Origin of the sequence: Saliphagus sp. GCM10025317, from assembly GCF_042663665.1 — an archaeon.
In the GTDB taxonomy this organism is placed as follows: domain Archaea; phylum Halobacteriota; class Halobacteria; order Halobacteriales; family Natrialbaceae; genus Natronosalvus.
In genome coordinates, this window is record NZ_JBHTAQ010000005.1 from 1,023,962 (window position 1) to 1,044,442 (window position 20,481).

The following is a 20,481-nucleotide window of genomic DNA, read 5'->3' on the forward strand; positions in this document are numbered from 1 at the left end:
ATCCGCTTCCTCCTGTCGTCTATGCCGAGCGACGATCGAGATCGGGACCCGACGATCATCCGGTCGCTGGCCGTTGCCGCCGAGGACGTGGTGAACGCGTTCGTCTACACCCGCGAGAACTCCGGGCGGGCAATCCTCCGGGCGACGCCGCCGTTCCACGGCCGCATGCGCGCCCGCCTCCACGTCTACCGGATCGACGATTCGCCGGAAACCGGTGCCGTTCACCTCGAGGCTGCGGCCCTGCTCGACGCCGAAACCGTCGCGGCGTATCCCACGCTCGAGGACGTCGAACAGCGCGTCGACGGCGAGGAGAGTGCCGGAACGGTCCGAGAGCAACGCGCCGACGCGCTCGAGGCGTGGGCCGAGCGAGCACGGGAGTCGATCGTCGAGTCGGTGGCCTTCGAGACCGTCGACGGGTCACACCGGGTGTCGGTGAGGACGCTCGGTTGAATTGGCCGTCGATGAGTACGTTCGGCAGAGAAAGGCGTCGTTTTCGGGCCATTCGGCCGCTCTCGAGCCCGTACCCATCAACCACTTTCACTTTCACTGCGGACGGATCGACTTCACGTGGGTTGGGTCGAATGCCAACGTATGCACACCGCTTCGACCCACGACGACTCGAGACAGCAACGCACGCGGCGAATCGACGTCACCGATCTCGACGCCGCCGGTGTCGAGGAGTTCGTCCGCACGAGCGTCGACACCGACGCCGTCTCGCTCGAGCACCGCGGGGCGCGGACCTACCTCGTCGTCGGGCAGTGAGCCGAGACCGGTTCGCGGGGGCGGACTAGGTGCGGATTTTCGAGTGGGAAGGCACTTCCGTCAGCGCCTCCTCGAGTCGAGCGTGACCAGCGACGCCAGGAGTGATCGCGAGACGCGGGATGGCGACGGTAATGCCAGCCCTGGCGCCGGAGACAGCGCCGGCGACAGCGATCCCGTCCGCGAACACGAACGCGCTGAGACCGAACTCCACCTCGGCCTGGACCGACCGTCCGCACCCGAAACGCACACCGAACTCGACTCGAGCGACCTCGCACCCGACGTGGAACCGCCGTTTCCGGTCGAGGTGTACCCCGATCGGGAGGTGATCGTCGAGTTCGATCCCGACCTCACGTTCGAGTGCGTCGAGGACTGCACCTGGTGTTGCCACCACGGCGTCTTGCTCTACGACCGTGACCTCCTCGAGTTGGCCCAGCGGGCGAACCTCTCGGAGACGACGACCCAGTTTCGCGGCGAGCCGTTCGTCACCCGGGAGGCCAAAGACCGCGAGGACCACGTCGCCGAGGACGGCCAGGCCTGTGCCTTCCTCCGGGAGGACGGCCTGTGTTCGCTCCACCTCGAGCAAGACTGGAAGCCCACGCGGTGTTCGGTCTTCCCGCTGGGTGTCTGGCTCGAGGACGACGGCCTCCACGTCGATATTCGGGACTCGGCGCACGACCATTGTGAGGGCCTCGGCGTGAGCGAGCGCCGGGTCGTCGACAACCTCGAGGCGTTTCTGCCCGAACTGCTGTGGGACCTCGAGAACCCGGACAGCGATCGGGTGCTCTGAGGGGTCTCGAGGCGGTAGCAGCTGATCGTAGCATATCTCGATAATACTATAAATTGTATAGTTATGGCCTTCGGTGGCGAACCGCGACGGCGAGAAGGTGACATCCTCCCCGCCGTAAACGGCAGGATTCTCTCCTCGCAGAAAGATAGCTATTAACCGTCGTCGTCCGAACGCCCCCACATGACAGTCTCGAGCGCTCCCGGGAAGGTCTATCTGTTTGGGGAGCACGCGGTCGTCTACGGCGAGCCGGCGGTTCCCTGTGCCATCGAGCGACGGGCACGGGTAACCGTCGAACAGCGATCGGACGACCGACTCCGGGTACAGGCGGACGACCTTAGCATCGACGGCTTCACCGTCGAGTACGGCGGCCAGCACGACGGTCAGCACGACGTGAACGTCCCCGAACCGCTCATCAGCGCCGCGATGGGCTACGTCGACGGCGCCATCGAGCAGGTTCACGACGTCACCGGTGAAGACGACGTCGGCTTCGACGTCACCATCGAGAGCGACATTCCGCTCGGGGCGGGACTGGGTTCCTCCGCCGCAGTCGTCGTCGCCGCGATCGACGCCGCGACGCGGGAACTTGGGCTCACCCTCGAGACCGACGAACTGGCCGAGCGAGCCTACCGGACCGAGCACGCGGTCCAGGAGGGGCAGGCCTCCCGCGCCGACACCTTCTGCTCGGCGACGGGCGGCGCCGTCCGCGTCGAGGGCGACGACTGCCGATCGATCGAGGCGCCGGAGTTGCCCTTCGTCATCGGCTTCGACGGCGGCGCCGGCGAGACGGGCGAACTGGTCGCCGGCGTCCGCGCTCTCCGGGAGGAGTACGACTTCGCTGCCGACACGGTCGCGGCCATCGGCGACGTCGTTCGACGGGGCGAGACGGCTCTCCAGGCGGGCGACCTCGAGGAAGTAGGTCGACTGATGAACTTCAACCACGGCCTGCTCTCGGCGCTCGGCGTCTCCGCGCGGGACCTCGAGACGATGGTGTGGGCCGCTCGCGACGCGGGCGCCTACGGGGCGAAGCTCACCGGCGCAGGCGGGGGCGGCTGTATTGTCGCGCTCGACCCGACGCCGGAGACGGAGACGGCCCTGCGATTTACGCCCGGCTGTGAGGACGCGTTCCGGGCCGAACTGGCCGAAGAGGGGGTGAAGCGACTCGCATGACCAGCTCTGGTACCGAAACGACCGTCGTCAAACTCGGCGGCAGCGTCGTCACGGACAAGGACCGCGACGAGACGCTCGACGCCGATTCCCTCGAGACGGCCGCCGATGCCGTCGCGATGGCGCTCGGGTCGGGCGACGTCGACGACCTCGTGATCGTCCACGGCGGCGGGAGCTTCGGCCACGTCCACGCCAGCGAGCACGGCGTGAGCACCACTGACGGTACGCACGACGTGAGCGCCGTCCACGCGATCCACGGCGCGATGAAGACGCTCGACGGATTCGTCCTCAAGCGATTGCTCGAGCGTGACGTCCCCGCGGTTCCGGTTCACCCCTTTTCGGTCGCATCACGGGGCGCGGAGGGCCGACTCAACCTCCCCACGGCGCCGGTCGAGACGATGCTCGCGGAGGGGTTCGTCCCCGTCCTGCACGGCGACGTCGTGAGCCACCGGGGTGAGGGCGTCACCATCGTCAGCGGCGACGAGTTGGTCGTCGAACTCGCTACGGCCCTCGAGGCCGAGCGCGTGGGACTGTGCTCGACGGTTCCCGGCGTGCTCGACGACGCGGGGGACGTGATCGAGCGCATCGAGGACTACGCCGACGTCGAGGCCGTCCTCGGGGCCAGCGAGTCGACGGATGTCACCGGCGGCATGGCAGCGAAGGTGCAGGCACTGCTCGCCCTCGAGAGCCGTGCCTCGATCTTCGGCCTCGAGTCGCTGCCGGCGTTCTTCCGCGGGGACGGGGCGGGGACGACGATTGGGTAATCGACGACAATACCGCGGGCTGGACGCCATTCACGTTCAGCGATTCTCTAGAGCCGACCCCGGCACACGAAACCCAACGGCTACCGTCCTCGATGTGGTACGGCGCCTATGGACCGAGACATGCTCGACGACCAGCGCGAACTCGTCGACCTGATCGAAGACGCCGGCTGGGAGGTCACCGGGCTCGAACTCTCGAGTTACGACAGTCCGTGGGTGGACGAGGACGCTCCTGAAGCAGAGGTGACGATCACGGCAAGAAAGCCGTACGACGACGGTGACGTTGGTGGAGATGGTGACAATGACGGGAGCAACGAGGGCGGCGAGGACGACAGCCCGTTCCGAATCAACTAACGAACCCGAGATCGCCGGTTCGGATAACGATCACCCCTTGATGTTACACACCGGGAACGTCCGAACGACCTTGTCGCCGATCCCGAGTTCGTCCGAGACGCGCACGACCTCGTCGACGTCCTTGTAGACCCCCGGGGCCTCTTCGGCCACCGTCGCCCCTGACTGGGCCTTCACGTAGATCCCCTGTCCCGACTTGAGGTCCTCGCGGACGTCCTCGCCCCAGTACTCATTTTTGGCCTGAGTGCGGCTCATCAGTCGGCCGGCGCCGTGGGCCGTCGAGCCGAACGTGAGGTCGAGGGAGTTTTCGCCACCCCTGAGGACGTAGCTCCCGGCGCCCATACTCCCGGGGATGATCACCGGCTGACCCACGTCGCGGTAGGCCCCGGGCACGTCGGGGTGACCCGCCGGGAACGCCCGCGTCGCACCTTTGCGGTGGACGTACAGCTCCCGGTCTTCGCCGTCGACCTCGTGGACCTCCTTCTTCGCGATGTTGTGAGCCACGTCGTAGAGGAGGTCCATCTCCATCGACTCCCAGGGGCGGTCGAACACGTCCGCGAACACCTCGCGGGTCCGGTGCATGATCAACTGGCGGTTGACCCAGGCGTAGTTGATCGCGGCGTTCATCGCCGCGTAGTACTCCTCGGCCAGCTGGGAGCCGGCGGGGGCGGCGGCGAGTTCCTTGTCGGGGAGTTGATTGAGGAGGCCGCCGTGCTGGCGCTCGATCTTCCGCAGGTAGTCGTTGCAGGTCTGGTGGCCCAGCCCGCGGGAGCCACAGTGGATGAGCACGACGATCTGGTCGCGCTCGAGGCCGAACGCCTCCGCCACGCCATCGTCGTACACGTCGGTCACCCGCTGAACCTCGAGGAAGTGATTCCCAGACCCCAGGGAGCCGACCTGGTTCTTCCCCCGATCCTTCGCCTTCTGGCTCACCATCGACGCGTCGGCGCCCGCTCGGACGCCCTCGTCCTCGCAGTGAAGGAGATCGTCCTCGACCGCGTAGCCGGCCTCGAGCGCCCAGTCGACGCCGCGCTCGAGGATCTGCTCGACGGTGTCGACGCCGGTCTCGACGACGCCACCGCCGCCGAGGCCGGAGGGGACGGCCTCGAACAGGGCGTCGACGAGTTCGCGCTCGCGCCCGGCGACGTCATCGTAGGTCAGATTCGTTTTCATCATCCGGACACCGCAGTTGATGTCGTAGCCGACCGCTCCGGGCGAGATACAGCCGTTCTCGGCGTCCATCGCGCCCACCCCGCCGACCGGGAACCCGTACCCCTGGTGGCCATCGGGCATACAGATCGCGTAGTTCGTGATCCCCGGCAGGTGTGTCGCGTTGCGCAACTGCTCGAGCGTCTTGTCCTCGCTAATCTCCTCGAGGAGCGACTCGCTGGCGAGTACCCGGGCGGGGACGCGCATGCCGTCTTCCTGTGGGAGCTCCCAGACGTGCTCGCGAACCTGCTCGAGCACGATGCCGTCGGCGTCGAACGTGGTGGTCATACTCGAGAGTGGGGCGCCGTCGCTGAAAGACCTTTGTGACCGCGTCCGCCGAGTCCCGCCGACGCTCGGTCAATTGGCTGCAGTCGAGACCGTGTCCTCGAGTCTGCTTTCGACGGACTCGAGGCGGTTGTCGACGGCGTAGGGACCCGCGCCGGTGATGAGCAACACCGAGGCCATCCCGAACAGCGAGACGTGTGCCAGCACGGGATCGTCGGGCAGGGCGAATAGCGTCAGCGAAAACATGGCGATGGCGACGGCGGCGCTGGCGCGCGTGAACAGGCCGACGACGAGCGCGAGGCCGAGGGCTGCCTCGGTGAACCCGGCCCCGAACACCCACAGTTCGGCCGGAACGGGGACGACGCTCGTCAGATCGTACCGGTCGACGACGGCCAGGGCGATACCGGGGCGCAGGAGTTTCTGGCCGACGCCGAGGGTGATGAACGTCAACCCGAGGCCGACGCGGGCGATCGTCGGGGCGTACACTTCGTAGGGGTCGATTCGCGACTGAAACGTCTGGGCCACGTCGTGAATCCGGTCGATTCGGCCGTACTCGGTTCCCGGGCCGCCGGCGACGCGCTGGAGGACGTGATCGGCGCTCGGCCGTCCGCTTCCGACGAGAGCGATGGCCAGCAGGCCGCCGACGAACTCGAGTTGCAACAGGAGCGTCGGCCAGACGAGCAGTCCAACGAGGTAGGCCGCCAGGGTCACGAGGGCGACGAGGCGCGTCGCGAGACCGAACAGGAGCAGAAAGCCGAGGGCTACCTGGAGCAGACGGACATCGACCGTCACTGCGGGGCTGATGAAGTACCCCGAGAACCCCGCCCCGATCAGCGGGATGCCGAACGAGATCCGGAGCAACCAGGGGACGAACTCGGTGTACTCTCGCATGGCCGTTCGGAAGGCGGCGACGTCGTTCGGAACGGGACGAACCCGCAGGTAGAGCACCAGGACGAGACCGACGCCGATGAGACCAGCGAGCAGCGGACCGAGGACGGCGGGATCGCCGAGTCCGTCCGCGAGGAACTCGAGGGCCGACGCCTCTCGCTCTTCGTCGACGACGTACTCCTCGTGGGCGGTCACGGACGTCGAGAGCCAGACCAGACCCACTCCGGCGATCCACGAGGCGGCTATTCGGTTGCGAAGTCGTCGACCGTCGAGCATGGTCGTGTCTATCCGGTCGATCGACAAAAGGACTCGAGTTGCAGCGGGCGAGACGGGGCCGGGGGTCCGGCTACGAGTAACTCCCTGTAGTCGCCCTACCTCACTCAGACGTCGAAGACGACGTATGCCTCCCAGCCGCCGTCGACGGCCTCGAGGCGCATCTCCGAGTAGGTGACGGCTTTGACCTCCCTGGCGTCGATCGTCGACAGCGGAATCCCGCGAGCGTCGGCCGCGAGTCGCCAACGGTCGTCGGCGTACCTGTCTCCGTTGGCTGTTTCCTCGAGTGCACCCTCGTCGCCCGTGCCCTCACTCTCGTCCCCCACATCCCCCCCGATCCGCTCGAGCGTCCGAACGCGGTTGTCGACCGGTAACTCGAGGCGGACGTCTCGCAGGTAGATGAGTTCGTCCAGGTACTCGAAGAGGAGGGCCTCGCGGCTCTCGGCGTGCACCTCGAGTGTGAAGCGATCGTCGCTATCTGCGTCGCTCTCCACCTCGCCACTCGAGTCGCCCTCCACATCGCCACCCGACTCCCTGTCCGCGTCGGCGCCGGGAATCTCGTCGCACGAGGCTGCCGCCAGTCCGTCGGCCACGGTGGCGACGGTCGCCTCGAGGGTGTCGCCGCTCGCGGCGACGGCGACGTCCGCGGTGTGCGCGCGAAGCTCGTAGCTCATGGGGAGTCGTTCCGTCGCCAGTGTGCTATGTGCATCGGTTCCGCGAAGCTCGAGCGGTATCGTTTCGCGACCGCCAACGACGTCGTTCACTCCGTTTCCGCGAGGAACGCCGATCCGGCCGCCGGTGGAATTATATTGGCGACGGTGGTACGATGGGTTAGTGAGCGTCAACATCGACAGTCGCGTCGTCGAACCCGGTAGCGACGAGTTCGTCGACTCGGCCTGGGAACTCAAGGAGACGATCAGCCAGGCCGAGGGGGTGCTCAAGCAGCGACGCAACTTCTTCGTCGACGCCTACCGGCGCTCGACGGTCCACTGCTACGTCCGAAACGGGACGGAACTCGTCGGGTTCGCCGCAGTTCGACGCGACGGCTACATCCTCTTTCTGGCCGTCTCGCCCGACTGTCGGGGTGAGGGCATCGGCAAACGCCTCGTCGCCCAGGTCGCCGAGGACCACCGCTCGATCACCTGCCACGCCCGCACGACCAACGAGAACGCCCTCCAGTTCTACGAACACCTCGGCTTCGAGATCAAGCGCCGCATCGACAACTACTACGAAGACGGCGGCGACGCCTACTACCTCAAACTCGGCTCGAGCGCCGGGCTGTCGGATCGAATTTCGGAATTGATCCGTCGCTGATTCTCGTTCTGCATGCGGACCTGACCGTCTCGAGCGACGGCCATTCGGAAACGCCTATATGCCAGTGCCGCCGACTACCGGGGACGAATGGAGGAGCGCACGCGGGCCTATCTTCGGGGGCGATTTCGGGACCACTACCGACGGACGGAGATCACCCTTCCCCCGGAGGCGAACGAACGCGAGTGGGGCTACATTCCCTGGACGGAAGGCCCCAAGACCAGGATGGTTCGTCACCGCTCACTCCTCGAGCTCGGCTCGATCGAGGACTTCCTCGAGCGTGAGCGCCCCCAGCACGTCTACTTCTCGGTCGGCCGCTACCGCGACCCCGGCGCAAACTCGATGAGCGCCAAAGACTGGCGCTCCTCGGATCTGGTCTTCGACCTGGACGCCGACCACCTGCCAAGCGTGACCCTCGGGGAGGACTCCTACGCGGAGATGCTCGAGAAGTGCAAGGTCGCCCTGTTTCGTCTGCTCGACTTCCTCGAGGACGACTTCGCCTTCGAGGACCTCGAGGTCGTCTTCTCGGGCGGGCGGGGCTATCACGTCCACGTCCGCGACGAGTGCGTTCAACAATTAGAGAGCGACCACCGCCGGGAGATCGTCGACTACGTCCGCGGGATCGGCCTCGAGTACGACGCGCTGATCGAGACCGAGACCGTCGCCGGACTGGGCCGAAAGACGCCTACCCAGCGTCGCCACCTCTCGATCGACGGCGGCTGGGGCCGGCGCACCCACCGGCGGTTCATGGACTACGTCGACGACCTGCTCGACCTCGAGGAAGACGCCGCCCTCGAGAAGCTGCAGTCGTTCGACGGCATCGGCGAGGGGAAGGCGCAAGCGACGCTCAACGCCGCCCGGAACAACCGCGCGGAACTCGAGGCAGGTAACGTGACTGTCCACACGGCAGTCTCTCAGCTCGCCGAGCGCTTCGCCGGGCACGCCGTCGAGGCCGACAACGCGCCGATCGACGAACCGGTCACGACGGACACGAATCGCCTGATTCGACTGCCGGGGAGCCTCCATGGCGGCAGCGCGCTCGAGACGCGACGAATCGACAGGGACGACCTGGCCGAGTTCGACCCGCTGGTCGACGCCGTCCCCGAGACGTTCCGGGGCCACGAGATCGCCGTCGACGTGACCCGCGGCGGCGAGGTCGAACTGGGGGGCGATATCTTTACAGTCCAGGAGGGTGACCAGTCACTACCGGAGTACGTCGCCATGTTTCTCATGGCGCGTGGCCGCGCCGAAAAGGAGAAAGAATGAATCTCGACGAGTTACGCACGGTGCAGAGCAAGGAGCGTCAGAAGGACAGCCTCCAGCACCTGCGTCCGTCATTTTACAAAGAAGTCGGCGAGTACATCGCGAACCTCGAGACCGAACGCGAACGCGTCGCCGAGGCCGCCGACGATCCCTTCTCTTCGCCCGAGGTTGGACGTCTGACGGACGAAATCGAGACGGCGAAGGACGTCGTCGAGGCCATCTACGAGCGTCGGATGGGCAAACTCGTCAAGCAGGCGAGCCTCGCCGCGGCCGGGATGCCCGCCGACGACGAGGGACTGACTGCGGAGGAGTCGGACTTGTTCACCGACCTCGTCGACCGCATCCAGGGCAACAAACAGCGCGTGCTCGACGTGCTCGACGGGAACGAGGACGCGGTCGCGGAGGCGACCGCCTCGAGCGAGTCGGCCGTGCCCGATCCGTCAGCCGACCCCGGCGACGCGCTGGCCGATGTCGCCGGTTCCGCGGGCGACGAGTCGACTGCCAACCCGTCGTCGGAGGGGTCGGTCAGCGTCGCCGACGCCATGGGCGGAGACCTGCCCTCGAGCGACGACGCGGGCTCCGCCGATGCCGCCGAGGCAGGGACCGCGACTGGAGTGGGAGACGCTGGCGACGATGTCCCGCCACCGCCGCCGGACAAACCGCCCGCGGACCGCGAGGACGCTGGCGACGCCGAACCCGGCACCGAGACGACGGGCGGCGAGAACCCGAGCGATGTGGCACCCGACGTCGACCGCGTCACCGTCCGCATCACCCGCGACGTTGGCTCGATTCTCGGGATCGACGACCGCGAGTACACCCTCGCGACCGACGACGTCGTCACGCTGCCCGAGCAGAACGCGACGCCGCTGGTCGAGCGCGAGGCGGCCGAACCGCTGGAGTGACTCCCGAGTAACTCTCGAGTGATGCCCCGAGGACCGACAACACTACAACCCGCGAGACGAATCACCGGACATGCTCGAGGCTGGCGACGACGCACCCGACTTTGCACTGCCGAACCAGCACGGCGAGACGGTTCGCCTGGACGACTTCGAGGGCCAGCACCTGATCGTGTACTTCTACCCCCGGGCGAACACCGAGGGCTGTACGGTCGAGGCCTGTGAGTTCCGCGACGCGCGCCCGACCCTCGAGACCGAGAACGCGGCCGTCGTCGCGATCAGCGACGACCCCGTCTCTGACCTCGAGGACTTCGCAGACGACTACGACCTCGAGTTCGACCTCCTCTCCGACGAGGACGGCTCCGTGTCGGCCGCGTACGACTCCTACGGCGAGAAGCAGATGTTCGGGAACACGTTCGACGGCGTCTTCCGGAACACGTTCGTGGTCGGCCCGGACGGCACCATCGAGGCGGTTTTCGAGGGTGTCACCCCCGAGGGACACGCCGACGAAGTGCTGAACGTTCTCGAGTGAGTCAACGGGACTGTTCGGTTTCGGTTTTCGCGACGACAGCGACGGTCCAGGCGCGCGACCTTTTCGAAACGAGTTGTCTCGCGACTGAGTGATCGCCTCGAGACTGCTCGGGATAGCACTCGAGGCGCTGTGGCGATGCGGTCGGTGACGATGCGTATCCAGATGGGCGACGATGTTACCCAGGTGGACGAACGACCAACTCCCAGCGCGCGCGACCGGCCACATCGTTACGTCCTCCACAAATCGAGCGGAATTTACAATGCTACGTCGTACCGTGTTCGGAACTGGCATAGTATCATTGGGTGGCGTATAAGGTCTACCCGTTCGATATAGGTCGTTTACGTCGTGCGATTTTCCGAACCTGAACGATCGTACATCGGTGCGCAAAAACTGCCAGCATCTGTTTCAGCGCCAGGTTTATATACTGCCTCGAGCCTGGGGTTGGATACAATGTCGACACCAAACGACACCGGCTCTGAGACCCCTCAGGGCGGTCGAGTTCTTCCAGGGCACGTTAGATTCTACTGACGAAATCGCAACCGCACGCGTTTTCGACACGACCCTGCGCGATGGCGAACAGTCCCCAGGCACCTCGTTCTCGTACGACGACAAACGCGAGATTGCACGGGTGCTGGACGAAATGGAAACCCACGTCATCGAAGCAGGCTTCCCCGTCAACTCCGAGGCCGAGTTCGAAGCCGTCAGCGACATCGCTTCCTCGACGGATACGACGACCTGCGGCCTAGCCCGCGTCGTCGAGGGAGACATCGAAGCGGCGCTGGACTCCGGCGTCGAGATGGTCCACGTCTTCGTCTCCACGAGCGACGTCCAGATCGAGGACTCGATGCACTCGAGTCGCGAGGCCGTCGTCGAGCGCGCCATCGACGCCGTCGAGCGCGTCACCGAGGCTGGCGCGATCTGCATGTTCTCGCCGATGGACGCCACCCGGACCGACGAACCGTTCCTGCTCGAGGTCATCGAGGCCGTCACCGAGGCGGGAACCGACTGGATCAACGTCCCCGACACGTGCGGGGTCGCGACCCCACGGCGGTTCTACGACCTGATCGAGACGATCACCGATCACACCGACGCGCGGATCGACGTCCACACCCACGACGACTTCGGGCTGGCGACGGCGAACGCGCTGGCGGGGATCGAAGCCGGCGCCGACCAGGCACAGGTCTCGGTCAACTCGATCGGCGAGCGCGCCGGCAACGCCGCCTACGAGGAGTTCGTGATGGCCGTCGAGTCGGTCTACCAGGCCGACACAGGCATCGACACGACGCGGATCACCGAACTCTCCCAGGTCGTCGCCGAACGAAGCGGCGTCCCGGTCCCCTCGAACAAGCCGGTCGTGGGTGCGAACGCTTTCTCCCACGAGAGCGGCATCCACGCCGCCGGCGTCATCGAGAACGCCGACACCTTCGAACCCGGCGTCATGACCCCGGAGATGGTCGGCGCCCGGCGCCGACTCGTCCTGGGGAAACACACGGGAACCCACTCGGTCCGCGAACGACTGGTCGAGACGGGCTTCGACCCGACCGAGACCGAGGTACGGGCCGTGACCCGCCGTGTCAAGGACTACGGCGCCGAGAAGCGTCGCGTCACGGTCGCCGACCTCGAGCGATTCGCCGAAGCGGAAGGCGTCGCTCGGCTCCCCGAGCGGGAGCGAGAGGAGGTGCAGGCGTAAAGATGCACCCTTCGGTTGCTTCGGCCGGCCAGCGTCGGCTGTCGCGGATCGACGTTCGATCGGATGGATCAGTTAGCCGCTCGAGCGCCGCGCGTGCCGACGTCGCCTCGAGTGGTGGTCGCCCCCCGTCCACTGACTCGAACCCGAGCAACGTTTGCCACTCGGGCAACGGTTATATGCCTCGAGGCGTCTACCAGTGTAGTAATGACGACCCGCGCTTCCAGATCGGCTCGCGATGCCGACAGCGGCGCGGTCGCGACGCTCATTATTGTAGGGGCCGCCTAGCGCCTCACTTCACCCTCCCTGTCCCGACTTTGCACCGATTTCCCAGCGACCAGCGACGCAGCACTGACAGTCCCCAGCGACCCCGAACGATGACACGACAGCACACACGAAATCGCCGCCATCCGGCGGCAGGAGGGTATCGATGAGCGAACGCGCGACACCGGTGACACCGCGGACGGAAGCGGATGCAGCGGAAACCGAGCGCGAACGCGACCACGTCACCGACTCCGAGGCCGACACCTCGACCGAACCGAGTTCGAACACCAACGCCTCGACGAAACCGGTGACGACGGGCGCTGAATCCGTCATCCGAGCACTCGAGACCGCGGGCGCCGAGTACGTCTTCGGCGTCCAGGGCGGGGCGATCATGCCCGTCTACGACGCGCTCTACGACTCGGCCATCCGACACGTGACGATGGCCCACGAACAGGGCGCCTCCCACGCCGCCGACGCATACGGCATCGTCTCGGGCGACCCAGGCGTCTGCTTCGCGACCTCCGGACCCGGCGCGACGAACCTGGTGACGGGCATCGCCGACGCCGACATGGACTCGGACCCGATGATTGCGCTGACGGGCCAGGTGCCGACCGGGATGGTCGGCAACGACGCCTTCCAGGAGACCGACACCACGGGCGTCACGAAGCCCATCACGAAGGCCAACACGTTCTCGAGCAATCCAGACCGCGTCGGCGACGACGTCGGCGAGGCGTTCGCGCTCGCGGGCGCGGGCCGACCCGGGCCGACGCTGGTCGACCTGCCGAAGGACGTGACCCTGGGCGAGACCTCGAACGAACCGGGCGAGCCGCGGACGCCCGACACCTACGAAGTGCAGGAGCACGCTGACCCCGAGACGGTCCGGCTAGCCGCTCGCCGAATCGAGCAGTCCGCGAAGCCGGTCTTGCTGCTGGGCGGCGGCGTCATCAAGGGTAACGCCACCGAGGCCGTGCGGGTGTTCGCGGTCGAACACGAGATTCCGGTCGTGACGACGATGCCCGGCCTCGGCGCGTTCCCCGAGGATCACGACCTCGCGATGGAGATGGCCGGGATGCACGGCACGGGGTACGCCAACATGGCGATCACCCACTGCGACACCCTGATCGGCGTCGGCACCCGGTTCGACGACCGGCTGACCGGCGGCATCGAGCACTTCGCACCCGACGCGGAGGTCATCCACGTCGACATCGATCCGGCCGAGATCAGCAAGAACATCCACGCGGAGTACCCGCTCGTCGGCGACGCGGAAACAGTGATCGAGCAGTTGGCCGACGAGGTGACGGACTCCCCGCGAGCCACCAAGTGGCGTGCCCAGTGCCAGCAGTGGAAGTCCGACTACTCGATGGCCTACCGGACGCCCGAGGACGAACCGGTCCAGCCACCGTTCGTCGTCGAGGCGCTCGACGAGGCCACGAGCGACCGGGCGATCGTGACCACGGGCGTCGGCCAACACCAGATGTGGGCCTGCCAGTACTGGACGTTCACCGAACCCCGGACCTGGGTCTCGAGCCACGGGCTCGGGACGATGGGCTACGGCCTGCCTGCGGCCATCGGTGCGCGACTCGCCGCCGAGGACGACCAGGAGGTCGTCTGCTTCGAGGGCGACGGCTCGTTCCTGATGACGATCCAGGAACTCGCCGTGGCCGTCCGCGAGAACATGGACATCACCGTCGTCGTGCTCAACAACGAGTACATCGGTATGGTTCGCCAGTGGCAGGACGCCTTCTTCGAGGGCCGACACGCCGCCTCGGAGTACAACTGGTGTCCCGAGTTCGACACCCTGGCCGAGGCGTTCGGCGCGAAGGGATTCCGCATTGACGACTACGACGAGGTCGCCGATACGGTCGAGGCCGCGCTGGCCTACGACGGCCCTTCGGTGATCGACGCCCACGTCGACCCACGGGCGAACGTCTACCCGATGGTGCCGAGCGGCGGCGACAACGGACGGTTCGCGCTTTCGGAGGACCAGCTATGACCGGGGAACGAACGCGGTTCGACGGCGCGCGACGCTCGAGGCCGGGTCCTAACTCGAGGTGGTCCGCGTGACCGACCGACGTGGACTCGAGGGTCCCGCTCCCGACGAACGGCCGGCCCCGGCGGGCAAGCGCAACGAACTCGGCATCCGGGTCGATCCGGAAGTCGAGGCCGCGCGGCCGCCGCGGCGGACCGTCATCTCGGCGCTCGTCGAACACGAACCCGGCGTGCTCTCGGACGTCTCGGGGTTGTTCTCGAGGCGGCAGTTCAACATCGAGAGCCTCACCGTCGGCCCCACGGAGGACGAGGCCCACGCGCGCATGACGATCGTCGTTGAGGAGCCCGATCCCGGGATCGAGCAGGCGAAAAAACAGCTCCGGAAGCTGATCCCGGTGATCGCGGTTCGCGAACTCGAGCCGGACGCGATGCGTCGCGAACTGGCGCTCGTGAAGGTGAACGCGACGCGACCGGATCGGGTCGCCGCCGTCGCGGAGATGTACGGCGGAAAGACCGTCGACGCCAGTCCGGAGACGGCGACGATCGAGATCACCGGTTCGCGCCAGAAGATCGACGCAGCGATCGACTCGTTCGGCCAGTTCGGCATCCGCGAAATTTCCCGGACGGGGACGACCGCGATGGCCCGCGGGACCGACGACACGGCAGCCGGGCAGACGGAATCACAGCCAACCGACCAACGACACACCGTTCCAGCAGACGATGACTGACGACACCCACACCGACACCGACGCAGACGAGACGTTTACGACGAACATCTACTACGGCGAGGACGCCGATTCCAGCTACCTCGAGGATAAGACGGTAGCCGTCCTCGGCTACGGCAGCCAGGGCCACGCCCACGCGCTGAACCTCCACGACAGCGGCTTCGACGTCGTGGTCGGCCTGCGCGAGGACTCGAGTTCCTGGAGCCAGGCCGAGGACGACGGCCTGCGGGTGACGACGCCCGACGACGCGACTGCCGAGGCCGACGTGATCATGTTCCTCGTCCCCGACACGATCCAGCCGGCGGTCTTCGAAGCCGTCGAGGACGGCCTTGAGGAGGGGAACACGATCATGTTCGCCCACGGATTCAACATTCACTACAACCAGATCCAGCCCCCCGAGCACGTCGACGTGACGATGGCCGCCCCGAAGGGCCCGGGCCACATCGTGCGCCGCGACTACGAGAACGGCGGCGGCACCCCGGCCCTGATCGCGGTCTACCAGGACTACACGGGCGACGCCAAGGAGGAGGCGCTGGCCTACGCCCAGGGCATCGGCGGCACCCGCGCGGGCGTCGTCGAGACGAGCTTCCGCGAGGAGGTCGAGTCGGATCTCTTCGGCGAGCAGGCCGTCCTCTGTGGCGGCGTCACCTCGCTGGTCAAACACGGCTTCGAGACGCTGGTCGATGCAGGCTACGCTCCCGAGATGGCCTACTTCGAGTGCCTGAACGAACTCAAACTGATCGTCGACCTGATGTACGAAGACGGGATCGGCGGCATGTGGTACTCCGTGAGCGACACGGCCGAGTACGGCGGCTTGACCCGCGGCGACCGCATCGTCGACGACTCCGTGCGCGAGAACATGGAGGAAGTACTCGAGGAGGTCCAGAGCGGTGAGTTCGCCCGCGAGTGGATCAACGAGAACCAGGCCGGTCGGCCCTCCTACACCCAGCTGAAGCGCCACGACGAGGAACACGAGATCGAATCGATCGGCGCGCCCCTGCGCGACCTCTTCGAGTGGGAGGACGACTCGAGCGAGAACGAACCGGCGGAAGTGCCGGCGGACGACTGAGACGAGGACGCGAATCATGACACGAACCACCGACTCCACGAACCCAGCGAACACGAAAGCGAACCGAAATCGAAACCGACGAACGATGGGCGACGTCAGCCACACCAATCCCTACACGGGCGAATCCACCGGCCAGCTGTTCAGCCGCGGGCCGATCGTGGCCGCCGACGGTGGGGAGGCGAACGCGGTTCCCGAGGACCGGACGAACGAACGAGACTCGAGCGACCCCGCGGAGGGGGACGACCGCATGAAAGACGTGAGTCACACGCCACCGCGCGAGGCCGACGACGCGAACGCGGTATTCGAGCGCGGCGGGAGCGAGGTCGGAGCCGACGAATGAGCGAGGGAACGCTCTACGACAAGGTCTGGGACCGCCACGCGGTCACCCGCCTGCCCACCGGCCAGGACCAGCTGTTCGTCGGCCTCCACCTCATCCACGAGGTGACGAGCCCGCAGGCGTTCGGGATGCTCCGCGAGCGCGACCTCGAGGTCGCCTACCCGGACCTGACCCACGCGACGGTCGATCACATCGTGCCGACATCGAGCAAGGAACGGCCCTACGCCGACACGGCGGCTGAGGAGATGATGGCCGAACTCGAGGAGAACGTCCGCGAGTCGGGTATCGAGTTCTCTCACCCCGATACGGGCGAACAGGGCATCGTCCACGTCATCGGCCCGGAGCAGGGGCTGACCCAGCCCGGGACGACCATCGTCTGCGGCGACAGCCACACCTCGACTCACGGTGCGTTCGGCGCACTCGCGTTCGGGATCGGCACAAGCCAGATCCGGGACGTACTCGCCACGGGTACCGTCGCGATGGAGAAACAAAAGGTCCGCAAGATCGAGGTCACAGGTGAACTCTCCGAGGGCGTCGAAGCCAAAGACGTCATCCTCGAGATCATCCGCCGACTCGGCACCGAGGGTGGTGTCGGCTACGTCTACGAGTACGCCGGCGAGGCCATCGAGAGCCTCGACATGGAGGGCCGGATGAGTATCTGCAACATGTCCATCGAGGGCGGTGCCCGCGCGGGCTACGTCAACCCCGACGAGACCACCTATGAGTGGCTCGAGGGTCGCGAGCGCGTCCCCGAGGGAGAGGCCTTCGAGGAGCGAAAGGCGTACTGGGAGTCGATCCGATCGGACGACGACGCCGAGTACGACGACGTCGTGACGATCGACGGCAGTGAACTCGAGCCGGTCGTCACCTGGGGCACCACGCCTGCACAGGGCGTCGGCGTCACCGAGCCGATTCCCGAGCCCGAAGACCTCCCCGCTGACAAGGTCGAGACGGCACGCCGCGCCCAGGAGCACATGCGTGTCGAACCGGGCGAGACGATGGAGGGCTACCCCATCGACGTCGCCTTCCTGGGTTCGTGTACTAACGCGCGCCTGCCGGACCTCCGGCGGGCCGCTCGGCTCGTGAAGGGCCGGACCGTCGACCCCGACGTGCGCGCGATGGTCGTCCCCGGCAGCCAGCAGGTCAAGCTGGCCGCCGAGGAGGAGGGCCTGGACGAAATCTTCACCGAGGCCGGCTTCGACTGGCGCGGTGCCGGCTGTTCGATGTGTCTCGGCATGAACGAAGACCAGCTCGAGGGCGACGAGGCCTGTGCCTCCTCCTCGAACCGGAACTTCGTCGGCCGCCAGGGGAGCAAGGACGGCCGAACAGTACTGATGAACCCCCGGATGGTCGTCGCGGCGGCGATCAACGGAGAAGTGACTGACATGCGGGCGATGAAGGAGGTGACGGTGAATGAGTAACGAACTCGAGATCCCGAGCGTCGATTCGGTATCGGGAACGGGCGTCGCCATCCGTGGCAACGACATCGACACCGACCAGATCATCCCGGCCCGGTTCATGAAGGTCGTCACGTTCGACGGTCTGGGCGAGTTCGCCTTCTTCGACCAGCGATTCGACGACGACGACAACGAGAAAGAGCACCCGCTGAACGAGTCCGAAAACCGGGATGCTTCGGTGATGGTCGTCAACGCCAACTTCGGCTGTGGCTCCTCGCGCGAGCACGCCCCCCAGGCGCTCATGCGCTGGGGGATCGACGCCTTCATCGGCGAGAGCTTCGCCGAAATCTTCGCAGGGAACTGTCTCGCGCTTGGGATGCCCACCCTCGAGGCCGACACCGAGGTCGTCGAGGAAGTACAGGCGTGGGTCGAAGCGAATCCTGACGGCGAGATCGACATCGACGTGGCCGAGGAAACCGTCACCTACGGGGGGAAGACGGTCGACGTCCGCGTCGACGACGCCCAGCGAAAGGCCCTCGTCGAGGGCGTCTGGGACACCACGGCGCTGATGAAGGCGAACGCCGAGGCCGTCGACGAGACCGCCGAGGCACTCCCGTACGTCGAAGACGGGAAACGAGTGTAGGTCCGCTTCTCAATCCTTTCCTCAGATCGGCTCACTTCGTTCCGATACCGATGTTGACGGTGTTGTTCAACACGGCCGGACCGTTCCCGTCGGAACGTTCGCTCAGTTTGTCGTCCAGCACCGTCTGGGCCGTGTCTCTCTGCTCCGCCGTCAGATTAGCTACTAAACCCGCCCCGATCGGATTGCTGGCGGTCACCCAGTCCCACAGCTGCGCGCCGGAGTGAAACGCCAGCTGATGATTCGTCGTCTCCACGCGAATTTCCGTGAGACCGGCGTCGGCCAGTTCCCCGTGCAACTTCTCGGGATTCGCCACCTGGAACGGTAACGGCGGCGGGTCTGACGGAAGGCCGGCGAAATCGGGAACGGTGGCTTTCACGGCACCGAGGAAGAACTCCAGAAACTCGATTTCGGCGGGCGGTCCCATCGTGACCAGTAGCACGCGGCCACCGGGTCTGGTAACGCGCGTCATTTCGCCCAGCCCCTGCGGAAGGTCGGGGAACAGCATGACGCCGAACTGCGATCCGGCAACGTCGAAGGTGTCGTCCTCGAGCTCGAGGGCGTGTCCATCCATGACGCGAACCTCCAGGGTGGAGAGCCCCTCGTCACGTGCACGCGCCTCGAGGTGCTCGACCATGGCGGGGGAGATGTCCGTCGCCAGCACCTGTGCCCCCGCGCGAGCCGCGGGGATGCTCAACGCGCCACTGCCGGCCGCGACGTCCAGCACTTGCATTCCAGGCTGGAGCCCTGACCGTTCGAGGGCCTCTTCCGCTATGGCCATGTTCGACGGGGTGACGTACTCGTCGTATCCTGGCGCGATTTCGGTCCATTCGTCCTGGATCTCTGTTTGTTCGGGCATGATTCCTCGAATCGTAGTACGCTCGCTGGATACATCTACATATCCGGTGAAATATTTCACCCCGTGAAGAAACAGTTGGAGACACGACAGCTGGTCTCTGCACGGTGGACCGGCGTGGTCGTCAGGGGCGGTGGTTCCTGACGTATCGTTAGTCGTTGAAGTTTCTTCGACTCCCAGACGCGTTCTACGGGTGGAGGTCCGGCGAGTCGAGCGTCTCGAACGCCTGTGGGTCAACTTCCCTCGCCTCGTCGCGAACGCGTTCGAAGGTGGCAATGGCCCACTCTCGAGCTGCCGGTGCATCCGTATCGATTACGGCCGTCAGTGCTCCGGTTTCGGGGTCGTGACAGCAGATGCCAGCGCGGTCGTCGACGATGCCGAGTCCACACCGGGACCTGTCGGGGAGGTCGTCGTGGACGAGAACGGTGCAGTGGTCACACGATGCGGCTTCCATCACCCGCTCGGGATTCCAGGCGAGGGTCTGCTCGAGCGCTGTCGGTGAGTACACGTACTCGAGCTCCATCCCGTCGAGGACGGCCTGGCACACCGCCTCGTTGTTGATCGACTTGAACACGATACTGTCGAACCCCCGCATTCGAGTGGTCCCCTCGATGAGGTGGGTGAGCCGCTCGATCGGCTCGTACGGGTAGCCTGGCCGGGGTACGAGACCACCGCATCGGTGAAGAGGTCGGCGGAGAACCCCTCCATCTCCTGGGGGAGCCACTGCCAGATGTCCCGGAGTCTTCGTTCGATTTCCATCGCCTCGCGGAGCTCGAGGAACCGCTCTGCGACGAACTCGCCGAGCGACGTCAGGTAATAGATCGGCCCGTCCCGGGTAATCCATCGACGGTCTTCAAAGTCGGTGTAGAGGCACCCGTCGCGGCGCGGAGATCGCGCCGTTCGCGGGCACCATCGGTCAGCCCCTCCAGGACACCAACTCGGTGGGTGGATCTGGCGAGAAAGTCGATCTCGTCGAGGGCATTGTTCATGGTATGTCTACACATGTCACTGTATAATACGTATCGGTGTTCGTCT

At 66.1% G+C, this 20,481-nt stretch carries 21 protein-coding genes and 1 pseudogene; 17 read left to right on the plus strand and 5 right to left on the minus strand.

Annotated features, from left to right (window positions below; translation table 11 throughout):
* Positions 1–21 precede the first annotated feature (21 nt).
* From ACFQS4_RS07075 to ACFQS4_RS07100, 6 genes are all read left to right on the plus strand, one after another.
* Positions 22–450 (plus strand): DUF8009 family protein, encoded by a 429-nt coding sequence (locus ACFQS4_RS07075; protein ID WP_497902942.1) that lies wholly within the window; start codon positions 22–24, stop codon positions 448–450.
* Positions 451–591: 141 nt separating this feature from the next.
* Positions 592–762, plus strand: a complete 171-nt coding sequence (locus ACFQS4_RS07080) for a hypothetical protein (RefSeq protein WP_253433598.1) — start codon at positions 592–594, stop codon at positions 760–762.
* Positions 763–1,042: 280 nt separating this feature from the next.
* Positions 1,043–1,549 (plus strand): YkgJ family cysteine cluster protein, encoded by a 507-nt coding sequence (locus tag ACFQS4_RS07085; RefSeq protein WP_497903162.1) that lies wholly within the window; start codon positions 1,043–1,045, stop codon positions 1,547–1,549.
* 180 nt (positions 1,550–1,729) lie between these two features.
* The gene (mvk, locus tag ACFQS4_RS07090) at positions 1,730–2,716 is read left to right on the plus strand and encodes a mevalonate kinase (protein WP_497902943.1); all 987 of its coding nucleotides are present in this window, start codon (positions 1,730–1,732) and stop codon (positions 2,714–2,716) included.
* Positions 2,713–3,477 carry an isopentenyl phosphate kinase gene (locus tag ACFQS4_RS07095; protein WP_497902944.1) on the plus strand — a complete coding sequence of 255 codons (765 nt, stop codon included), beginning with the start codon at positions 2,713–2,715 and terminating at the stop codon, positions 3,475–3,477. Before mvk ends, ACFQS4_RS07095 begins: the two co-directional genes overlap by 4 nt.
* A gap of 108 nt (positions 3,478–3,585) precedes the next feature.
* Complete coding sequence (locus ACFQS4_RS07100; RefSeq protein ID WP_497902945.1) at positions 3,586–3,828, plus strand: hypothetical protein; 243 nt, start codon at positions 3,586–3,588, stop codon at positions 3,826–3,828.
* 30 nt (positions 3,829–3,858) lie between these two features.
* Here ACFQS4_RS07100 and ACFQS4_RS07105 read toward each other — a convergent pair whose 3' ends face one another.
* The 3 genes from ACFQS4_RS07105 to ACFQS4_RS07115 all read right to left on the minus strand — a co-directional run bounded on the left by ACFQS4_RS07105 (position 3,859) and on the right by ACFQS4_RS07115 (position 7,154).
* The gene (locus tag ACFQS4_RS07105) at positions 3,859–5,322 is read right to left on the minus strand and encodes an RtcB family protein (protein WP_497902946.1); all 1,464 of its coding nucleotides are present in this window, start codon (positions 5,320–5,322) and stop codon (positions 3,859–3,861) included.
* Positions 5,323–5,391: 69 nt separating this feature from the next.
* Positions 5,392–6,483: a DoxX family protein gene (locus tag ACFQS4_RS07110; protein WP_497902947.1), complete on the minus strand. Its 1,092-nt coding sequence runs from the start codon at positions 6,481–6,483 to the stop codon at positions 5,392–5,394.
* Positions 6,484–6,587: 104 nt separating this feature from the next.
* Positions 6,588–7,154 (minus strand): archease, encoded by a 567-nt coding sequence (locus ACFQS4_RS07115; RefSeq protein WP_497902948.1) that lies wholly within the window; start codon positions 7,152–7,154, stop codon positions 6,588–6,590.
* A gap of 160 nt (positions 7,155–7,314) precedes the next feature.
* On the opposite strand from ACFQS4_RS07115, the gene ACFQS4_RS07120 reads away from it, so the two are divergent.
* The 11 genes from ACFQS4_RS07120 (at position 7,315) to leuD (ending at position 18,593) form a co-directional block, all read left to right on the plus strand.
* Positions 7,315–7,794 carry a GNAT family N-acetyltransferase gene (locus ACFQS4_RS07120; RefSeq protein ID WP_312912230.1) on the plus strand — a complete coding sequence of 160 codons (480 nt, stop codon included), beginning with the start codon at positions 7,315–7,317 and terminating at the stop codon, positions 7,792–7,794.
* 87 nt (positions 7,795–7,881) lie between these two features.
* The gene (gene priS / locus ACFQS4_RS07125) at positions 7,882–9,057 is read left to right on the plus strand and encodes a DNA primase small subunit PriS (RefSeq protein ID WP_497902949.1); all 1,176 of its coding nucleotides are present in this window, start codon (positions 7,882–7,884) and stop codon (positions 9,055–9,057) included.
* Entirely contained in the window at positions 9,054–9,956 is a 903-nt protein-coding gene (locus ACFQS4_RS07130; RefSeq protein WP_497902950.1) for a DNA replication complex subunit Gins51, read from the plus strand. The genes priS and ACFQS4_RS07130 overlap by 4 nt, the downstream gene beginning before the upstream one ends.
* A gap of 70 nt (positions 9,957–10,026) precedes the next feature.
* On the plus strand, positions 10,027–10,482 hold the full coding sequence (bcp, locus tag ACFQS4_RS07135; protein WP_497902951.1) for a thioredoxin-dependent thiol peroxidase: 456 nt from the start codon (positions 10,027–10,029) through the stop codon (positions 10,480–10,482).
* A 445-nt stretch (positions 10,483–10,927) separates the two neighbouring features.
* Positions 10,928–12,172 carry a LeuA family protein gene (locus ACFQS4_RS07140; RefSeq protein ID WP_497903163.1) on the plus strand — a complete coding sequence of 415 codons (1,245 nt, stop codon included), beginning with the start codon at positions 10,928–10,930 and terminating at the stop codon, positions 12,170–12,172.
* Positions 12,173–12,599: 427 nt separating this feature from the next.
* Positions 12,600–14,426 carry a biosynthetic-type acetolactate synthase large subunit gene (gene ilvB, locus ACFQS4_RS07145; protein ID WP_497902952.1) on the plus strand — a complete coding sequence of 609 codons (1,827 nt, stop codon included), beginning with the start codon at positions 12,600–12,602 and terminating at the stop codon, positions 14,424–14,426.
* 67 nt (positions 14,427–14,493) lie between these two features.
* A complete protein-coding gene (ilvN, locus tag ACFQS4_RS07150) occupies positions 14,494–15,150 on the plus strand; it encodes an acetolactate synthase small subunit (RefSeq protein ID WP_497902953.1) in 657 nt (218 codons plus the stop codon).
* The gene (ilvC, locus tag ACFQS4_RS07155; protein ID WP_497902954.1) at positions 15,143–16,216 is read left to right on the plus strand and encodes a ketol-acid reductoisomerase; all 1,074 of its coding nucleotides are present in this window, start codon (positions 15,143–15,145) and stop codon (positions 16,214–16,216) included. Before ilvN ends, ilvC begins: the two co-directional genes overlap by 8 nt.
* A 16-nt stretch (positions 16,217–16,232) precedes the next feature.
* On the plus strand, positions 16,233–16,556 hold the full coding sequence (locus tag ACFQS4_RS07160) for a DUF7989 family protein (RefSeq protein ID WP_497902955.1): 324 nt from the start codon (positions 16,233–16,235) through the stop codon (positions 16,554–16,556).
* Positions 16,553–17,974 carry a 3-isopropylmalate dehydratase large subunit gene (gene leuC / locus ACFQS4_RS07165; RefSeq protein WP_497902956.1) on the plus strand — a complete coding sequence of 474 codons (1,422 nt, stop codon included), beginning with the start codon at positions 16,553–16,555 and terminating at the stop codon, positions 17,972–17,974. Before ACFQS4_RS07160 ends, leuC begins: the two co-directional genes overlap by 4 nt.
* Entirely contained in the window at positions 17,967–18,593 is a 627-nt protein-coding gene (gene leuD / locus ACFQS4_RS07170; RefSeq protein WP_497902957.1) for a 3-isopropylmalate dehydratase small subunit, read from the plus strand. Before leuC ends, leuD begins: the two co-directional genes overlap by 8 nt.
* A gap of 31 nt (positions 18,594–18,624) precedes the next feature.
* Here the strand turns inward: leuD and ACFQS4_RS07175 are convergent, their stop codons facing one another.
* Positions 18,625–19,449, minus strand: a complete 825-nt coding sequence (locus ACFQS4_RS07175; RefSeq protein WP_497902958.1) for a class I SAM-dependent methyltransferase — start codon at positions 19,447–19,449, stop codon at positions 18,625–18,627.
* A 184-nt stretch (positions 19,450–19,633) separates the two neighbouring features.
* Positions 19,634–20,435 (minus strand): annotated as a pseudogene (locus ACFQS4_RS07180) (helix-turn-helix transcriptional regulator).
* Positions 20,436–20,481: the final 46 nt, after the last annotated feature.